We start from the raw sequence: 14138 nt of genomic DNA on the forward strand, positions 1-14138 counted from the left end.
AAGAATTGATGTAAGCGCATACCTGTAAAAAATTGATATATTATCCGCATAAGTAAAAAATTAAATAAGGACAAATACTTTATATTCTTTTTGAAATGATATTTATTCACTACGACTAAAGTATATATAAACAATGATACATGGTTTTACCCATATACCCACTTTCCAAATAATGCGAATTGAATGACTTCATCGGCACAGTCTGCATCAAATTCACACATGTCGTAAGTACTTAATAAGAAATTATGCTTACTCAAAAATTTTCTAAAAGCTGTATCAATTTTCTTCTTTGTTAATTCTCCAGCTACAGTGTCGTCATACTGGTCAAGAATTGTGATACTGCCACCTTCTTCTAGGATATGCGACGAAGCAATAGATAAAGGAATGCTACGGTCCCTATCTTTTAGCCCTTCTTTCGACATATCAATGCCAGCCCAATAGCCGATGCCCCCTTCAAAAGCTGTGACAATAATTGATTCTAATTTTTTATAAGTTAATTCCATAACATATTCCTCCGTTTTTTATGAAAAATAAAAAAAGACAACTCATTAAATGAATTGTCTTTTAGGTATATATATTAGTTGTGAACTAATGTTTTTTTCTTTTCTTCTTTTTCGAGAAGAGAATACACTTTAACGAAAGCTTCTTCTTGAACTTTCGGATCCGCACCCTCTACTCTAGCAATTGTTCGAAGCTCTAGCCCTGTTCTTTCTGCAACATCTCGTTGCGTTAATCGAAGAGCATTACGGCGTTTTGAAATTTCTGAAGAACGCTTTACTTCCTTACTATCTAAAAAATCTGCAACAGCAGGAATAGTACGTGCTTCTTGTAAAAAGCGTTTGAAATCGTCCATATTAATTTCTCCTTTTAGTGCGGCAGCTTAATACATTAGCGCACCGGTTAATAAATAGGATAATGATTCTACTCTTTGTTGAATAGATTCCCTTTATTATAGCAAACAAAACATTCAATTGTCACGTTAGTTACGATGGGTTGAATTGGCGATTTCGATAATTGGCTCTCTCCCTATACAACCTTTTAATCCTAATTGCTTCTTCAAGGTATATATTAGTAGGATCAAAAATTCGTCCGCCGTTATTGATAGTATCTCTAGTTTTAAAGAAAGCTTTAGTGAAAACATAATAGTTCTCACCATTAACAGTGATAGTAAAAAAAATAGCTCTGAACTGGTGGATTACCGCTATATCGCGGTAAGTGATTCTTAGCTCATATATGTACGAGACTCGCCCATTTTGTCGTAATACCTTCACAAGCACCATTTCAATTGATTCACCCTCGTTATCGCCTTCTCTTATATTGAGAGTTGTGACATATTCTCCACTCTCCTCTTCTTCTCGCGTTAATGGATATGGATAAGGAAAATCTTCTGTGTATTCAAGTTTTTCAAGAGCCATAGCAATATAGGAGACAAGAATTGGTGGTAACTTTTCAGGGTTGTCGGCGGATAATTTTGTACGACGAACAATGTCATCTAAAAAATCTGTAACTTGGGCTTGCCCACGTTCACCCCTATGAAAATGGATTTTATTCATTTATTCCCCTCCTTTCTAACAAAAGCCTTTATTGTTCAACATGTTAATCTGCATAGTTGTTACTCCCTCTATTATACCCTTTTCTCCATTCCTACTCCCTAATTTAGATACGCACAATCATTAGCATTTACATCTATACAATATGCGGCTTATGAATTGCTAGTTCGCATAAGCCCGTAATATCAGCACTTACAAAAACAGTTCGAAGTATATTCGTTTTATTGATTTTTTGGATTCATTACTAATTTAGTAAACCTAGTTAACTCTATTAATAAATCAATGGTTTACCTAAGATAACTTAAATAAGCGCGATTATTGGCTCATTCTGTGATAGAAAGAGGAAGAAAAGGCGGCGCTTTTCACTATTTAGAAGGTTGGTTTAAAACTTGGCAATAGCCTAAGAAGTAATGAGCGATTACAACTTCTTCTTCAATTGACATTGAACCTTTCTTTTTCAGGTATGCTTTAAGCAATTGAAGAAGGCTATAGTCCTCTCCCAGCTGCTTTTCAATATCCGATAGCTCTTGATATTCGTCTGGTTGGAATAAGTAGACAGAGTTATTCATTCTTATCGCCTCCTATAAGAATGAACCATGTAGATAAACATAACCCATCTTCATCTGGATCTCGGGTAAAGACAGACGTTGTTCCTTTGTAGTCACTGGATACTTCGTAAACATAATCACCATGATGATCTTTATATTCTGCTATTACTTTGTAAATATTCCCGCGCTTGAAAAAACCATCAAGATTCTTTGTGCATTTTAATAACATTCCGTAGCTCCTCATACTAGATGGTGTCTGTCCCATCCCATTGTTTAATGACGCTTAATGGATATTTCTCCATAAAAGCCCGCGTTGTTTCTGGCAGGAAGTACTCCGCTAACTCAATGAGCGATTCAACAGATTTCATATGTGCTTTTTTCATGCGCTCTAATTGCGCTGGTTTGTAGTAATCGCATTTGTCATACTCATAGCGATTAAAAGCAACGTCAATATCGTCCTCTTGCAATTGCTCGGTGTATCTTAATAGTTCTTCTGGTCCTTCTGTTTCAAGGACTTGATTGATTTTAGCTTCTAGTGCATCGTACACTAATACACATAATTCTTCGGACCATTCGCGATAACCAAATCCAGCATGAAGAATGGTACTATCCCCTGCTTGATCGTTTACACTCAATTGGATTTCATAACCTTGTTCATCTACTTCCCCTTGGTCCATCAATAAGTGCAAACTTGTTCTTTCCTCAATTGGTGTATCTTCATAGCATGTTAATACAGTTAATTGGTTGTATACTCTTCCCATTATAAAACCTCCATTTATTTTTTTCGTTTAAGTTTAGATAGCGTGTTTTTGCAGACGTCATAAATGAATAAGCAGCAGACGAAGAGAAGTACAAATAGGACAATAATCGCTGAGATGCCATGGAAAGCAATCGAGATTTCATTTAATTCGTCTAAGAAGGACATGCTCATTCATCCTCATCTTCTAATTGATAGTCCGTATGATAAAACTCGTGGATACATACGGGAGTCCATCCAGTGATATAGTCTTCGTCATGCGAAATAACGTAATTGTTGTAAGCGACGATTAGGTCCTCTAATTCGTCTTTATCTAATGATTCAACAAGCTCTCTTAACATATAAATTCTCCGTTTCTTTGTAGCTCTATGCGTTCACGCAAAAGAGCATGTATTTATTGAAATTTGTCGTATTTTTAATCTTTTTGAATACCGTTGCATCTCCTGGAGAATGCCATTCACTTTCAATGCTTGAAATGATTCCCGTAAGTGATGCTTTAGTTAATGGGAAACATTTATTCGCAGGGTAATTTCGGCCACCAGTCATTTGCATGATAGTTGAGACAACAGCATCTTCATCGTTCCATGACGCTACCTTTTCAAATGCTTTAAAATTTTTATTCGCATATGTAAGAATGTCGTAAGTTGATTTAGTCCATTCAACTAGATTTTTCTCCATCTTATATACATGTAGGCCCATCCTAGTATTCTTCCTCACGCATTGTCACATTGCCGCCTAGTGAACAAATTTCTGATTCTAAGCATGAAACGCAAATCCAACGGTGCACGTCTTTCGTGAAGTTCACATTTACAGAAACTTCTCCTCTTACTGATAAGTATGTTGGTCTAGGTATAAGCACTCCAACTTCTTCGTCACAGAAGTAACAATGGTTTGGTGCGGTGTCTGGACAATTCTCTACAGCAACAGTTGCTCTTTTTGTAATTTCTTCTGTTGATAATTTCATGGTTAATCTCTCCTAAATAATTAATTGCAATCGTTCGTTTACTTCGCTGATTACTTTCTTCTCTACTGGGTGTGCATCTATATGTACACCTTTATTATTTTCTTTACGCTCTTTTAAAAATTGCTCATTCGACTTGGCAATCTTTTCACGCTTCTCCTTTTCAACGGTGTTCAATTTTACATTAAAAGGCGGGTTAGTCAACAATCTATCAAACGGAATTTCACGAGCTTGTGCTATAACGATTTCACGTTGAACATCTTCTGGTATGTTCTCCCATGGTTCGTACAAGTAATCATCGTATTGGAATATTTCTCGTTTTGTTAAATCAATTGCCCCAACATATATATCAACTACTTGTGACTTTTCTTTAAAGATGTCCACCGGCGCATAGTATTCACCAAGTAATGAGTCCCCGTTGTATATGCGCGTGTTCGTTTTAAACTCATAGTATTTGTTGATTGTTAATGTTAATCGGTCCACATGAATACCAACGACAGGTCTAGGCACATATAAAGCCCATGGTTTGTAAATGAAGCACTGAATAGCGGCCACTTTTGTCATTGTTAGACTTAGATCGGCGCCAACAATATTTAAAGATTCTGATGGAAGAATCATAGCTGCTCCACCGACACATGGTTCGAATTGAGAAGCGGTTCGATCTTGCATGACATCTTCTTTTGAAGTCATTATGTGCATCAACTTCGTAACTTGTATTGGTGTAGGAAAATAATCCAAATGACCACTTTGACCGTTTGCTGAAACAAATTCTGATAGATAATCTGCTGGATAAAGATAGAACAGGTCCAATACGAACTCACGATACAATTCCTCGTAGGCCTTATCGCTTAGCCTAGGCTTTTCAAACCATGCAATGCCTAAGCTATAACCAATCCATTCAATGAACTCGCCAACATAATGGCCATCTTTGCGAACAATCTCCATACAATGTTCTAGCATTTTTTTGCATGCTTCATGTTCTTTGTTCTCGAATAGAGTGTGCTGTTTAGGGAAATCAAGAACATTCCCTTCCCCTTTTTCGCAAGCAAGGAGCCAGTTGTACCAGCTTCCTGTCATAAGAGTATCCATCGTTAAAGCCAATCCACGCATCCATCCAAAGAAATGAGCATTTTTCGCAGAGCTTGGAGGGCATGTATATAAAGGATGATTTTGAATTTCTGAAATACGAACCATTGCTTGTAGTTGTTTTTCTCTCGGCATACTTTTAACATATTCCGCCGCCTTCATTTTTTCTTGCTCCATTAGTTTTTGATACGCAGTCTTTGCCATATTAGATGCACCCTTTAACTATTTATTTTTTCTTCTTCGTGTTCCTAACACACCTGTTAACATTTGATTCGCTGACTCTTCATAATGAAGAACTTTTACTCCACCTTCTGTTAGATACTTTTCATGTTGAAGGTAAAGTTTTTGATCGAAATTAAATCGTGCTGCTGCAGCTAAGATTTCTTCATTGCTTACAAACACCTCTCCGCACACAGAACCTCTCCCCTCCATGAGTGCATTTTTGATAGCAATGTCTGGTGATTTAAAGAAATCTCCTCGCTCTATATCAATCGACATATCTGCAGAAACTAGCAAATGAATACGTTCAATTGACAATAAACGCTCTTCATCTTTGTAGAACCCTTCTTCTACGTATTTTTCGATAGGTGTACATGATGTACCTTCACTGTTATTTGTTTGAATTTCATTAGAATATCCCTCGATAAGACGGATAAGTGCGGCTTTATCTAGCTTTCGCAAAGCTAATTTAGTGTTATATTCCATTTTGTAATCTCCTAGAGTTTCTTCCTATTTAATAGGGTTTTATACAAACAAAAAAAGAGAGCTCTTAGGCTCTCTCATTGACTACAATTTTTCCGTTGTAGTAGTTTTCATTTTTCGGACTGACATAAAGGTAAAATCCATTGTCATAGTCGTGTCCTATATTAGCATCGCAACATATATATGCTTTCACTTCTTCAATAACCTCTGAAACATCATGTAGAATATAATATCCTATATTGTCATGAACGTAATTCATAAGTGTTGTATCTAAAGCAGGGTACGTTGATTGTTCCCCATCGAATGCTAATTCCTTAATTGAGATAGTAAGTAGAGAATGTTCCTGCTTTTCGTAAGCATGTATCAATGTCTCTGGCGCTAGACCATAAATATCTAAAAGTTGAGTTAAGAATCTGGCAGGATCCTTACCCAACTTGTCCTCCATGAATTGGCAGTCAAGGATAATACGGACGTCAGATAAGTCGTGCAATTTATGCATGCATTGCATCTCTTGCTGTGCTTTGACGGTAAGTACCTTCAATTAAATGCACAAGCATATTCATTTTGCGGTCGTTGCGATAAGATTCGCCCAAGTGCGGTGCGATTGAAATGAAAGCTTCCATTAGGGTTGCGTTCACCAATGCAGAAGTAACGCGAGGATAGTCTCCTTCTAATACTTCTTGAACAAATTCTTCTGAAAAGATTTGTTGTGAATAAACATCGTCTGTTAAACCTTCATCGAATAAATCAAAATGAGTATGCGTTGCAAGCTCTTCTAATGGTGAAGCAGATGCACTCGTCATAAAATCAATACCTTCTGTTAAACGTACTAAGTGGTAAGCATTTTGAGAAATAAGCCCGCGAATATATTGCGTTGCAAAACCTTCGCGTTCTTTTAGTCGTTCGTAAGAAATCTTGAAGATTGATTCAGAAGATATAACCTGTTGATGAAGTTCTTTAAGTTCTGAAACCTGTTCGGCAGAAGTTTCAGCGTGTTCGAACAATTCCATCGCATTCATTAAGAGATTCTTTGAATACTCGTGAGCCCATTTGTAATGTTCAATCATACGATCTCGCTCTGGAGGTGTCATGCAACCAATGTCTCCTGGGTTGAAGTCGCGCATTTTTTGCAGTTGCGCGAATCGTACCTCCATAGTTTCTTCTGGGTTGACGGCAGTCATTAATTCTATTGAATTGTTCATTTAAAATCCTCCATGTTAGATGTTTTTAGTCGGTTTGGGTGTACTTTTTAACGTGAGTACGACACAAGTGATAGATTAATGTGGTTATATAGTAAAAATATTGAATAATATACTAAAAAAGAATAGCCAACCGCTAATTGGCTAATAACTACTCAATCTTTTATTTCTTGCTCATATGTAACAAGTCTTATAAACCTAGTCAACTACTAAGTATTTCATCATACTCAGGAATCTCCTTTCGTCTAAATGACCTTTCGCGATGAATATTATATACCGAACGCTATGGAAGGTATATAGGACTTATGTTATCTATAAATATCATATTATTACTTTTATTCTATATTTGTAAATTAAAATGAATCAAGTTTATTATTTATATCAATTTAACGACAAAAATATAGAATGCTCAGTCATTCTTTCTTCTCACAACTTTTATCTAATGCGAAGTTGGTTATTAAACACAACGTATTTTGTCGTTTCTTCATGAGAGATGATGTTGTCTAGCGCTTCTTCATAAGAATCAGCGGAATAGCTGCTAATTAAATAAAAGGCGCCGAGTTGAGTACGCTTGTTTTCTTCCTTATCTATATGTATAGATTTAATAATGAACCCTGTGTACGGATTTTTACCTTTACCATTAACGGTAAAACCCTGGTTTAGACTCATAGATTCCACTGTTGTTTCTGACGCTTTAACGATTTCTTCTGGATAGAATTCCATTAGTGATTCTTTAATCTGATCTTCTACTAAATCTTGTGAAGCGAATTTAACAGAATGTCGCACGTTGTTATAGAATCGTTTGTTAGTCGAAGCTGCGTTATTGTTTCCTACTTGCATAGTTCGAATGAAAGCGACCGTTTCGTCCATAGAAGCGTTCGCCACTTTCGGAACAGGTATTTCTAATGGAGACATAAAAACTTGCTTTGGTCCGTTAACGACTTCAAAGCCAACTTTTCGTACTTTTGAACGTTCCATCATAACAAGACCACTCCATTCTTTGTTAGTTTAATGCGTTTGTTAGTTATTGTTGGTTTCATAATTGTCTTCGCCCCTTATTGAATTTTGTTTTAAAAACATGTGAAAATTGTTTGGCAAAATATAATGTCAAATTACTGTGTGACTTACGCACACGATTAAGACAGTAACCATTGATCGCTAATGTCAAAGTTATTCGACTTCGACACCAGTACATTAAATCAACTATCTATTACACATAGTTTTTCCATGCTCAATATGTCAATAAGTGCAATGCGAAGATGATGTAGCTTCCTTACGAATAGTAAACAGCCTTTCATCTGCATTCGTCTCCCTAAATCTGGTGCGTCAAAAAACTGATGTATAGAGATATACCTGCATATCTATAAAATAAGATATTTATATACGAGTATATTTGCATACATATGACACTGCATACTTTTAACATCGTATATGAATATACAAGAAGTATTGCATGTCTTTGATATTGATTTGTAATTTAAGCTATTGCCTTTCTGTGATACATCTTTTCTATTATGTATTCAAGCACTGTTAATTGTTCTGGTATTCATATGCGAAATCAGTGTGATTCAACTCCTTGCACGATAATCTTGATACAAGTAAGTTTTCTCTTAACGCAATGTATTTAACAATTGGATTTTGAACGACCTCTTTGAAAGCATCTAAAGAACTGTATCCTGTAGTCATTGCTTTACGGTGAATCGTTGAAGCTGCGTCCAGAAGTTGTTGAATGCTCGAATTTGTATTTTTAGTCTTTTGCAGATAAATCACCTCCTTTCGTTGTATACACATATGCAAATAACATTGTATGCAAGCATACATTGAACACTGTAGCATTGCATACCATTCTATGTGTATACCCATATGTCTGCATACTTTGTTGCATGTAGAACAGCATACGGATAAAACAGAATACTCGCATACGAATAACGTAGCATACTATTCTATGTGTATGTACACATGCAAGCATACAATTCTACTTATATGACGATATACGAGCATACAAGCATACTTTTCTATTTGTATATTTGCATACGAATAATATCGCATACTTATATACCATGTCGAGCGCATACGAAATTAAATGTATACCTTGTTATTAGCATGCACGTATACTCGCAGACAAGTAACAACGCAACATCGCATAGGAACATACAAATAACATATAGACATTGCAACATGGCATGCCTGTATAAGAATAACAATGCAACATCATATGCAGATATACGAATCAAAAGATAACATGGTATATCTGCATACAAGCATACATATATACTTTAGACATCGCATGCACATATATGAATAACATCGTGACATTGTAACATAGCATGTGGATATACGAATATATTCATGACATCGCACACTAATATGCTTACATACAAATAACAATGCGACATCGTATATCAACATACATTTTCGGCCGCATATTATGTTATTTGAATACAGATATACTTGCATACTCATAAAACGGTATACCAATAACATAGCAACAAAGCATACACATATACTCGTATGCAGATAACATTGTATATGAGCGTCATCACATACAAGTAACACAACATACTTTTAACATGGTATGCGAACAAACATCACATGCATATATACTATGTCACTCACATACCTACATGCAGATATACAAATTACATCGCATATTATGTTGCTGTGTCTCATTGTTACTTGTTACATCATATACGAATATACTTGCATGCTATGTTACTTGCATATCAGCATACATATATATAGATAACATCATATACTTGTGACGCAACATACTGATAACATGCCATACTTATGACATTGTATATTTGTGACGTAGCAACATCGCATTCGAATATACCCACATACATATAACAACATGACATCGCACACAAACATACAAATATGCCCGCATATAAATATATTCCTAACATCGTATGCTTATATACAAACCAATAGAGTAGGGGAGTCGCATACAAGTAACATTACATACACATAACATGGCATACATGACCGTTATATAAGTGAGCGTCTCCAACTTGCATACAAATAACATCGCATACAAAAGTGAACATATAAAAAGCGTACCCGGTAAAAGGTACGCCTGTTGATTAGTTTAGAGTACGTTGATTACGCCAAACTCTACACATCCATCTGCTAGAGATTTCTTGTACTGTTTAATCTCGATCACTGGAATATCAATATCGCCAGTGTGAATCTCTTCGAAGTCTTTCTCGAATCCATCGGCAATCAGTTTGCTCTCCGCTTCTTCATACGTGTCATAGCTTGTATGAGCGACTTGTTTAACCTCTGTACCGTCTTTACTGAATCGAGTAATTGTTACATGCACATTCTTGTCCATGTTACCTTCCTCCTAGTTCTCCTTTAAATCGTCGATTTTGTGCAGCGTGTAGAGAGAGAAGCTGCCATCTTCATTCGTGGAACGAAGCGTGATAATAGCATCTGGTGGTGTGGCTGCTTTATCTTCTTCGTAACCCATCTCATGGAGTCGAGTCATTTCTAACCCGTACTCATTGACTGAAAAAGGTGAATCCTCGCCTTTTAAAAGATTGCCACCTTTGTCGTAGTTTGTTTTTGCTGTTAATACTTTTGTTGCTTTGTCCATATCATCTTCCCCTTTGCTCGTTTGATAGTTTAATTATAAAGCAAGGGACAACTAAACACCCGTAGAAAAAGGCCTCACTTCTGCAAGTAGTAATTCTTTAGTGTGCATCTTTATGTATTGATGCCCTCCAGATGAAGCGTAGCCGTTCTCTAAGAGCCAGTTGGTAGCTTCCGAGTAGGTAGAGTGGTTTGATACTTCTAAACGCTCACCACGTTCATTGAGAGCATTCCACGCTACTACGGTAAATCGTGTGTCGTTCATACGCTATCCCTCCTACATAGATTATAACCTGCAATCGCGGCCGCAAAACGGATTGATTTTAAATAAACAAACCTACGCATGCTTGCATACAAGTAACATTGCATACATATAAAAGAAGAAGGCATACACATATATCTCAGACGAGATAACGCATAGCCTTCTTTACTGTTAAAACATTATGTACGCAATGCTAATTTACACTTGCTGTATGTACTAATTGCTCGTCATTGATTGCATCCGACTCCAAGGGGAAACCGTAGATCTCTACAACGAGCTGGTCCTTACGCCATTCTGTAAAACCACATTCCTCCGCCGTCTTGATAAAGCCCAGTCCAACTAAGCGTTCTTCCGCAGCTTTTAGATTCGTATAGCATCCAATAGGTGAGCCCCACGTATTCACACCATTTACTTCTTTGTGCATGACTGGCACATATATTTCCGCAGAAGGAGTAGCAAGACCTTCCGCTTCCCATTCATAAATAACCTGGCAGAATTCGGCGTCAGAAATATTGTATTTGTTTCTGTATTCCTCTAATTCATTCTCTATCATTTGGTCAGAGATAATCCCAATAGATAGTAACTCACCTTTGTCATTCATTCTAATCTCCTCAGCACCATCTTCATGTACATAGCCTAAGCGATTAGCATGCGCTACTGCATCTTCCAACATACTGAACGTTCCAGAGTAGTAGGGTACATGAGCGTCTACACTTCTATCGGCAAAGAAGTATAGCATATAACGTTGGCTACCTCTGAATAATCCGTATAGTCTTTTGAGCTCCTCATGCGTAGGAGTTCCTATTTCCTCCATCGTGAAACATCTCATACTAGCTTCTTCTACAATCTTATCTCGTCGTTCATCCATTTCGTTCATGTTTAACATCTCCTTCGTTGGCTGACATTTTACATGAAACGCTGTGAATTACAACCTTTCTTCTACAACTTGTACAGTACATTGTTGCACAAAATAATCTACAGAATGTGTATAAGATGTAAAATCATAGGTAACTATAGTTGTCCAACTGTCATGTAAGCCCGAAGCGGCACTCAAAGCCAGTAGATACCCAATACGATGTAAAGAACGCAGAGGGGACAAGGGTTTTCAAAGGTTAATAGGGGAGAGCAGAACGCTAAAAAGCAGAGAGAACAGGGCAGAAAGTGGCTGTAACATCTCAATATGCGAAAACGACTAGGTAGCCTCGTAGAAAATGATTGCTTTTCTAACGATTGGTGAAGACGTCATAGGGGTTAATACCAGCATGAATCAATTCCATCGCTTCCACGTACATGCTATCTATTGAATGGAAGTCGCTTCGTTGCCCACGAACGTTAGATGAACTAAGAGAGCTCGCTGTTTGTTTGTGGATTACTTTGTTGTATAGCGTATCTAAATGCGATGTCAGTTCATCCAGTGAGCTCCCAGCGTATAAGAAGGACTGTTCTTTGTTAGCGGATAGTAATTGCTCCGCTTCAACCATAGCTGCAAGCGTATCGGATGGATAATAAAAAGTCATCCAGTCATACTTGTTTTTGTCTATCTTTAATTGTATGCTCGCATACTTGCATACACGCATACATAGTGGCGTAATGTACCTAGACCGCGCCGTTGCGCGATTCTTGATGTCTAACTGTTCGAGTAGATTCATTTTGATCGCTCCGATACTTCGTATTTGTCGAATAGGTCGTGCATGAAATCTCGAAGCGGTGAGTTCTCTATTGTCTCATAATGACTTGAGTACTCGTACGTGAAGTAAGGTTCGTAGTAACAATGATTCCTGAACAGTTTTTGTACGCGACGTTCCATAAATGGCCCGCGTACTACACCACGTTTTACTAATTCTTTTGTGGCATATCTTTCTATATCTAAATCATCAGAGAAAACAGCCACTCGCTTTTTTGTGTAATGATAGAGCAAGGTATCATGTAGTTTTATCTCACCCTCGGACAAAATATTCGTCCAAGTAGGGGAGGGGAGGAACATACGCATGTAGTCTAGTTTGTGATGATTGCTCATGTGAGCGAACAAATCACAGCATGCTTGTACAATTTCTTCGTTCTTTCTGGTGCGTGTAATGTAGTAAAAGGCAGCGTAATATTGCTCTGATACAACGTACCCTCTGTCGCGAAAGACTTGTATTTCTTCTAAGCGGTCTAGCAAATTCATTTAGTCGGACTCCTTTTTGCATTGCTTAGGCAGCAAACATATCATCGTCGTCGTCCTTATTTTCTTCCTCTGCTTCTTCGGTTTGGTCCTCTTGGCAGAGAGGTTCTTCCTCTGTTGCGCTCGCTTCGCTCGCGCCGTCGTCGTCGAATAAGTCATCATTGTCGGTGCTATCTGTAGTTGATTCATTAATAGATTCTTCAAATAAGTCATCGTCATCAGACGGATTTAATGTTGCTTTAAGCTCTACACGCTTCTCATTGATGTTCTTCATGTAGGCTTTTCGTTCTGCTAGTGGGGTACTTACAAGACCTTCGATGATATGCTTTTGCACTGCCATACCTTTATCATAGCTCACTTGTAATGCTAATTCATCATTAGATACGCCATTTTGTAGATGTTTTACTACGTCCGTATGCTCACGTTCCTTACGTTGTTTACGAATCATTTGTGCTGTTTACATCGGGTTAAGTAAGCTGTCGATGTCGAGGTTTCCTACTTTCGCAAGGAAAGTACACTCCTCTTCGTTGAACTTATCAGCGAATGCGAGTAGGGCGCCTTCACCTAATTCGGCAATCTTCTCTAAGCTTTGCAGTACAGTTGTCTCTGAAAACTTAGCTACGCTTGGTAGCTGGATTGTCTTATTCGCTAGTGCGAATAGGTGAGGACGGACACGTTCCGCCTCTTTGTTGATTAACGCTGTCGCTTGTTTTTGGTCCATTGTGTTGAGTAGATTCATTTCATTCGTCTCCTTTTGTATGTTGTCATGGTGTTACTCGCTCGCTGGCGCTCGCTCGTATTTGTTGTATAGAGTGCGCTCGCAAGGGGGCGCGTACCACATAGTCCCTCGATAGCATACAGAAAAGGTATACCGTCCCATTAAAAAACACTCTGTTAATCAAAACATGGAGCATCTAATAAATAGGGGAGACTACATAGGTAAAGCGTAAATATCCCTGTGCGAATGGCACCTCCTCGTTAGCGTATCGAGGCGAAAGGCGTGTTGCCCTCCCTTTGGGATAAGGTTAATGCAGATGCTACAGCCAGTTCTTAGGCTACGTTGCATCGGATAAAAAAGAAAAAGCTTCTTTTATCTATTCGGTAGACGAAGAAATCATCTACTCAATACATAAAAAAAGAGAGCCGCCGAAGCGACTCATAGGATGTTACAGTAAATCTAATTTCAAAATGACAAATAAAATAATGAAGGGTAACGCAAAGATACCCCATGCAACCGCTTCGTAAAGTCGGCTAATAAAGAATGCTTTCCATGTTTTTGGCTCTGCAAAGAATTGTTTCATTGTCGTACCCT

The 14138-nt window shown here is 37.7% G+C and carries 23 protein-coding genes; all 23 read right to left on the reverse strand.

All coding sequences use genetic code 11. The features are described 5' to 3' along the window. Positions 1 to 146: 146 nt before the first annotated feature. The 23 genes from KTHG_RS16050 to KTHG_RS21960 all read right to left on the reverse strand — a co-directional run bounded on the left by KTHG_RS16050 (position 147) and on the right by KTHG_RS21960 (position 14127). Positions 147 to 503 (reverse strand): hypothetical protein, encoded by a 357-nt coding sequence (locus tag KTHG_RS16050; protein WP_139995146.1) that lies wholly within the window; start codon positions 501 to 503, stop codon positions 147 to 149. 74 nt (positions 504 to 577) lie between these two features. Beyond that, positions 578 to 853: a helix-turn-helix domain-containing protein gene (locus KTHG_RS16055; RefSeq protein ID WP_139995148.1), complete on the reverse strand. Its 276-nt coding sequence runs from the start codon at positions 851 to 853 to the stop codon at positions 578 to 580. A 130-nt stretch (positions 854 to 983) separates the two neighbouring features. Next, positions 984 to 1553, reverse strand: coding sequence for a hypothetical protein (locus KTHG_RS16060; protein ID WP_139995150.1), 570 nt, complete (start codon positions 1551 to 1553; stop codon positions 984 to 986). A 362-nt stretch (positions 1554 to 1915) separates the two neighbouring features. Beyond that, positions 1916 to 2119, reverse strand: coding sequence for a hypothetical protein (locus tag KTHG_RS16065; protein ID WP_139995152.1), 204 nt, complete (start codon positions 2117 to 2119; stop codon positions 1916 to 1918). Continuing rightward, positions 2112 to 2327: a hypothetical protein gene (locus KTHG_RS16070; RefSeq protein ID WP_139995154.1), complete on the reverse strand. Its 216-nt coding sequence runs from the start codon at positions 2325 to 2327 to the stop codon at positions 2112 to 2114. The genes KTHG_RS16065 and KTHG_RS16070 overlap by 8 nt, the downstream gene beginning before the upstream one ends. 16 nt (positions 2328 to 2343) lie before the next feature. Further along, positions 2344 to 2859, reverse strand: coding sequence for a hypothetical protein (locus KTHG_RS16075; protein WP_139995156.1), 516 nt, complete (start codon positions 2857 to 2859; stop codon positions 2344 to 2346). Between the two features lie 166 nt (positions 2860 to 3025). Then, on the reverse strand, positions 3026 to 3196 hold the full coding sequence (locus tag KTHG_RS21500; RefSeq protein WP_186439672.1) for a hypothetical protein: 171 nt from the start codon (positions 3194 to 3196) through the stop codon (positions 3026 to 3028). A gap of 25 nt (positions 3197 to 3221) precedes the next feature. After that, on the reverse strand, positions 3222 to 3554 hold the full coding sequence (locus tag KTHG_RS16080) for a hypothetical protein (RefSeq protein WP_139995158.1): 333 nt from the start codon (positions 3552 to 3554) through the stop codon (positions 3222 to 3224). A gap of 1 nt (position 3555) precedes the next feature. Further along, on the reverse strand, positions 3556 to 3819 hold the full coding sequence (locus tag KTHG_RS16085) for a hypothetical protein (protein ID WP_139995160.1): 264 nt from the start codon (positions 3817 to 3819) through the stop codon (positions 3556 to 3558). Positions 3820 to 3831: 12 nt separating this feature from the next. Further along, positions 3832 to 5106 (reverse strand): hypothetical protein, encoded by a 1275-nt coding sequence (locus KTHG_RS16090; RefSeq protein WP_139995162.1) that lies wholly within the window; start codon positions 5104 to 5106, stop codon positions 3832 to 3834. 18 nt (positions 5107 to 5124) lie between these two features. Further along, positions 5125 to 5607, reverse strand: a complete 483-nt coding sequence (locus KTHG_RS16095) for a hypothetical protein (RefSeq protein ID WP_139995164.1) — start codon at positions 5605 to 5607, stop codon at positions 5125 to 5127. A 64-nt stretch (positions 5608 to 5671) separates the two neighbouring features. Continuing rightward, positions 5672 to 6037 (reverse strand): hypothetical protein, encoded by a 366-nt coding sequence (locus tag KTHG_RS16100; RefSeq protein WP_139995166.1) that lies wholly within the window; start codon positions 6035 to 6037, stop codon positions 5672 to 5674. 58 nt (positions 6038 to 6095) lie between these two features. After that, positions 6096 to 6806 carry a hypothetical protein gene (locus KTHG_RS16105; protein WP_139995168.1) on the reverse strand — a complete coding sequence of 237 codons (711 nt, stop codon included), beginning with the start codon at positions 6804 to 6806 and terminating at the stop codon, positions 6096 to 6098. Positions 6807 to 7238: 432 nt separating this feature from the next. Beyond that, complete coding sequence (locus KTHG_RS16110; protein WP_139995170.1) at positions 7239 to 7784, reverse strand: hypothetical protein; 546 nt, start codon at positions 7782 to 7784, stop codon at positions 7239 to 7241. Positions 7785 to 9894: 2110 nt separating this feature from the next. After that, positions 9895 to 10140, reverse strand: a complete 246-nt coding sequence (locus KTHG_RS16115; RefSeq protein ID WP_139995172.1) for a hypothetical protein — start codon at positions 10138 to 10140, stop codon at positions 9895 to 9897. A 12-nt stretch (positions 10141 to 10152) separates the two neighbouring features. Continuing rightward, positions 10153 to 10404: a hypothetical protein gene (locus tag KTHG_RS16120; protein ID WP_139995174.1), complete on the reverse strand. Its 252-nt coding sequence runs from the start codon at positions 10402 to 10404 to the stop codon at positions 10153 to 10155. Positions 10405 to 10455: 51 nt separating this feature from the next. Next, positions 10456 to 10665, reverse strand: coding sequence for a hypothetical protein (locus tag KTHG_RS16125; protein WP_139995176.1), 210 nt, complete (start codon positions 10663 to 10665; stop codon positions 10456 to 10458). Positions 10666 to 10855: 190 nt separating this feature from the next. After that, on the reverse strand, positions 10856 to 11335 hold the full coding sequence (locus KTHG_RS16130; RefSeq protein ID WP_139995178.1) for a hypothetical protein: 480 nt from the start codon (positions 11333 to 11335) through the stop codon (positions 10856 to 10858). Between the two features lie 550 nt (positions 11336 to 11885). Beyond that, positions 11886 to 12311, reverse strand: coding sequence for a hypothetical protein (locus KTHG_RS16135; RefSeq protein ID WP_139995180.1), 426 nt, complete (start codon positions 12309 to 12311; stop codon positions 11886 to 11888). Next, positions 12308 to 12829 carry a hypothetical protein gene (locus tag KTHG_RS16140; protein ID WP_139995182.1) on the reverse strand — a complete coding sequence of 174 codons (522 nt, stop codon included), beginning with the start codon at positions 12827 to 12829 and terminating at the stop codon, positions 12308 to 12310. The genes KTHG_RS16135 and KTHG_RS16140 overlap by 4 nt, the downstream gene beginning before the upstream one ends. Before the next feature lie 25 nt (positions 12830 to 12854). Further along, the gene (locus KTHG_RS16145; RefSeq protein WP_139995184.1) at positions 12855 to 13274 is read right to left on the reverse strand and encodes a hypothetical protein; all 420 of its coding nucleotides are present in this window, start codon (positions 13272 to 13274) and stop codon (positions 12855 to 12857) included. Between the two features lie 9 nt (positions 13275 to 13283). Continuing rightward, complete coding sequence (locus KTHG_RS16150; RefSeq protein WP_139995186.1) at positions 13284 to 13565, reverse strand: hypothetical protein; 282 nt, start codon at positions 13563 to 13565, stop codon at positions 13284 to 13286. A 427-nt stretch (positions 13566 to 13992) separates the two neighbouring features. Then, positions 13993 to 14127 carry a hypothetical protein gene (locus KTHG_RS21960; protein ID WP_255512489.1) on the reverse strand — a complete coding sequence of 45 codons (135 nt, stop codon included), beginning with the start codon at positions 14125 to 14127 and terminating at the stop codon, positions 13993 to 13995. Positions 14128 to 14138: the final 11 nt, after the last annotated feature.

The organism is Kurthia sp. Dielmo, assembly GCF_000307285.2.
Classification (GTDB): Bacteria; Bacillota; Bacilli; order Bacillales_A; family Planococcaceae; genus Kurthia; species Kurthia populi.

Coding starts and splice junctions, on each gene's coding strand:
- KTHG_RS16120 (WP_139995174.1), bottom strand. CDS start 10,404: ATGGACAAAGCAACAAAAGTATTAACAGCAAAAACAAACTACGACAAA.
- KTHG_RS16110 (WP_139995170.1), bottom strand. CDS start 7,784: ATGATGGAACGTTCAAAAGTACGAAAAGTTGGCTTTGAAGTCGTTAAC.
- KTHG_RS16065 (WP_139995152.1), bottom strand. CDS start 2,119: ATGAATAACTCTGTCTACTTATTCCAACCAGACGAATATCAAGAGCTA.
- KTHG_RS16140 (WP_139995182.1), bottom strand. CDS start 12,829: ATGAATTTGCTAGACCGCTTAGAAGAAATACAAGTCTTTCGCGACAGA.
- KTHG_RS16085 (WP_139995160.1), bottom strand. CDS start 3,819: ATGAAATTATCAACAGAAGAAATTACAAAAAGAGCAACTGTTGCTGTA.
- KTHG_RS16095 (WP_139995164.1), bottom strand. CDS start 5,607: ATGGAATATAACACTAAATTAGCTTTGCGAAAGCTAGATAAAGCCGCA.
- KTHG_RS16055 (WP_139995148.1), bottom strand. CDS start 853: ATGGACGATTTCAAACGCTTTTTACAAGAAGCACGTACTATTCCTGCT.
- KTHG_RS16130 (WP_139995178.1), bottom strand. CDS start 11,335: ATGTTGGAAGATGCAGTAGCGCATGCTAATCGCTTAGGCTATGTACAT.
- KTHG_RS21960 (WP_255512489.1), bottom strand. CDS start 14,127: ATGAAACAATTCTTTGCAGAGCCAAAAACATGGAAAGCATTCTTTATT.
- KTHG_RS16105 (WP_139995168.1), bottom strand. CDS start 6,806: ATGAACAATTCAATAGAATTAATGACTGCCGTCAACCCAGAAGAAACT.
- KTHG_RS16060 (WP_139995150.1), bottom strand. CDS start 1,553: ATGAATAAAATCCATTTTCATAGGGGTGAACGTGGGCAAGCCCAAGTT.
- KTHG_RS16145 (WP_139995184.1), bottom strand. CDS start 13,274: ATGATTCGTAAACAACGTAAGGAACGTGAGCATACGGACGTAGTAAAA.
- KTHG_RS16070 (WP_139995154.1), bottom strand. CDS start 2,327: ATGTTATTAAAATGCACAAAGAATCTTGATGGTTTTTTCAAGCGCGGG.
- KTHG_RS16050 (WP_139995146.1), bottom strand. CDS start 503: ATGGAATTAACTTATAAAAAATTAGAATCAATTATTGTCACAGCTTTT.
- KTHG_RS16125 (WP_139995176.1), bottom strand. CDS start 10,665: ATGAACGACACACGATTTACCGTAGTAGCGTGGAATGCTCTCAATGAA.
- KTHG_RS16150 (WP_139995186.1), bottom strand. CDS start 13,565: ATGAATCTACTCAACACAATGGACCAAAAACAAGCGACAGCGTTAATC.
- KTHG_RS16080 (WP_139995158.1), bottom strand. CDS start 3,554: ATGGGCCTACATGTATATAAGATGGAGAAAAATCTAGTTGAATGGACT.
- KTHG_RS16090 (WP_139995162.1), bottom strand. CDS start 5,106: ATGGCAAAGACTGCGTATCAAAAACTAATGGAGCAAGAAAAAATGAAG.
- KTHG_RS21500 (WP_186439672.1), bottom strand. CDS start 3,196: ATGTTAAGAGAGCTTGTTGAATCATTAGATAAAGACGAATTAGAGGAC.
- KTHG_RS16075 (WP_139995156.1), bottom strand. CDS start 2,859: ATGGGAAGAGTATACAACCAATTAACTGTATTAACATGCTATGAAGAT.
- KTHG_RS16115 (WP_139995172.1), bottom strand. CDS start 10,140: ATGGACAAGAATGTGCATGTAACAATTACTCGATTCAGTAAAGACGGT.
- KTHG_RS16135 (WP_139995180.1), bottom strand. CDS start 12,311: ATGAATCTACTCGAACAGTTAGACATCAAGAATCGCGCAACGGCGCGG.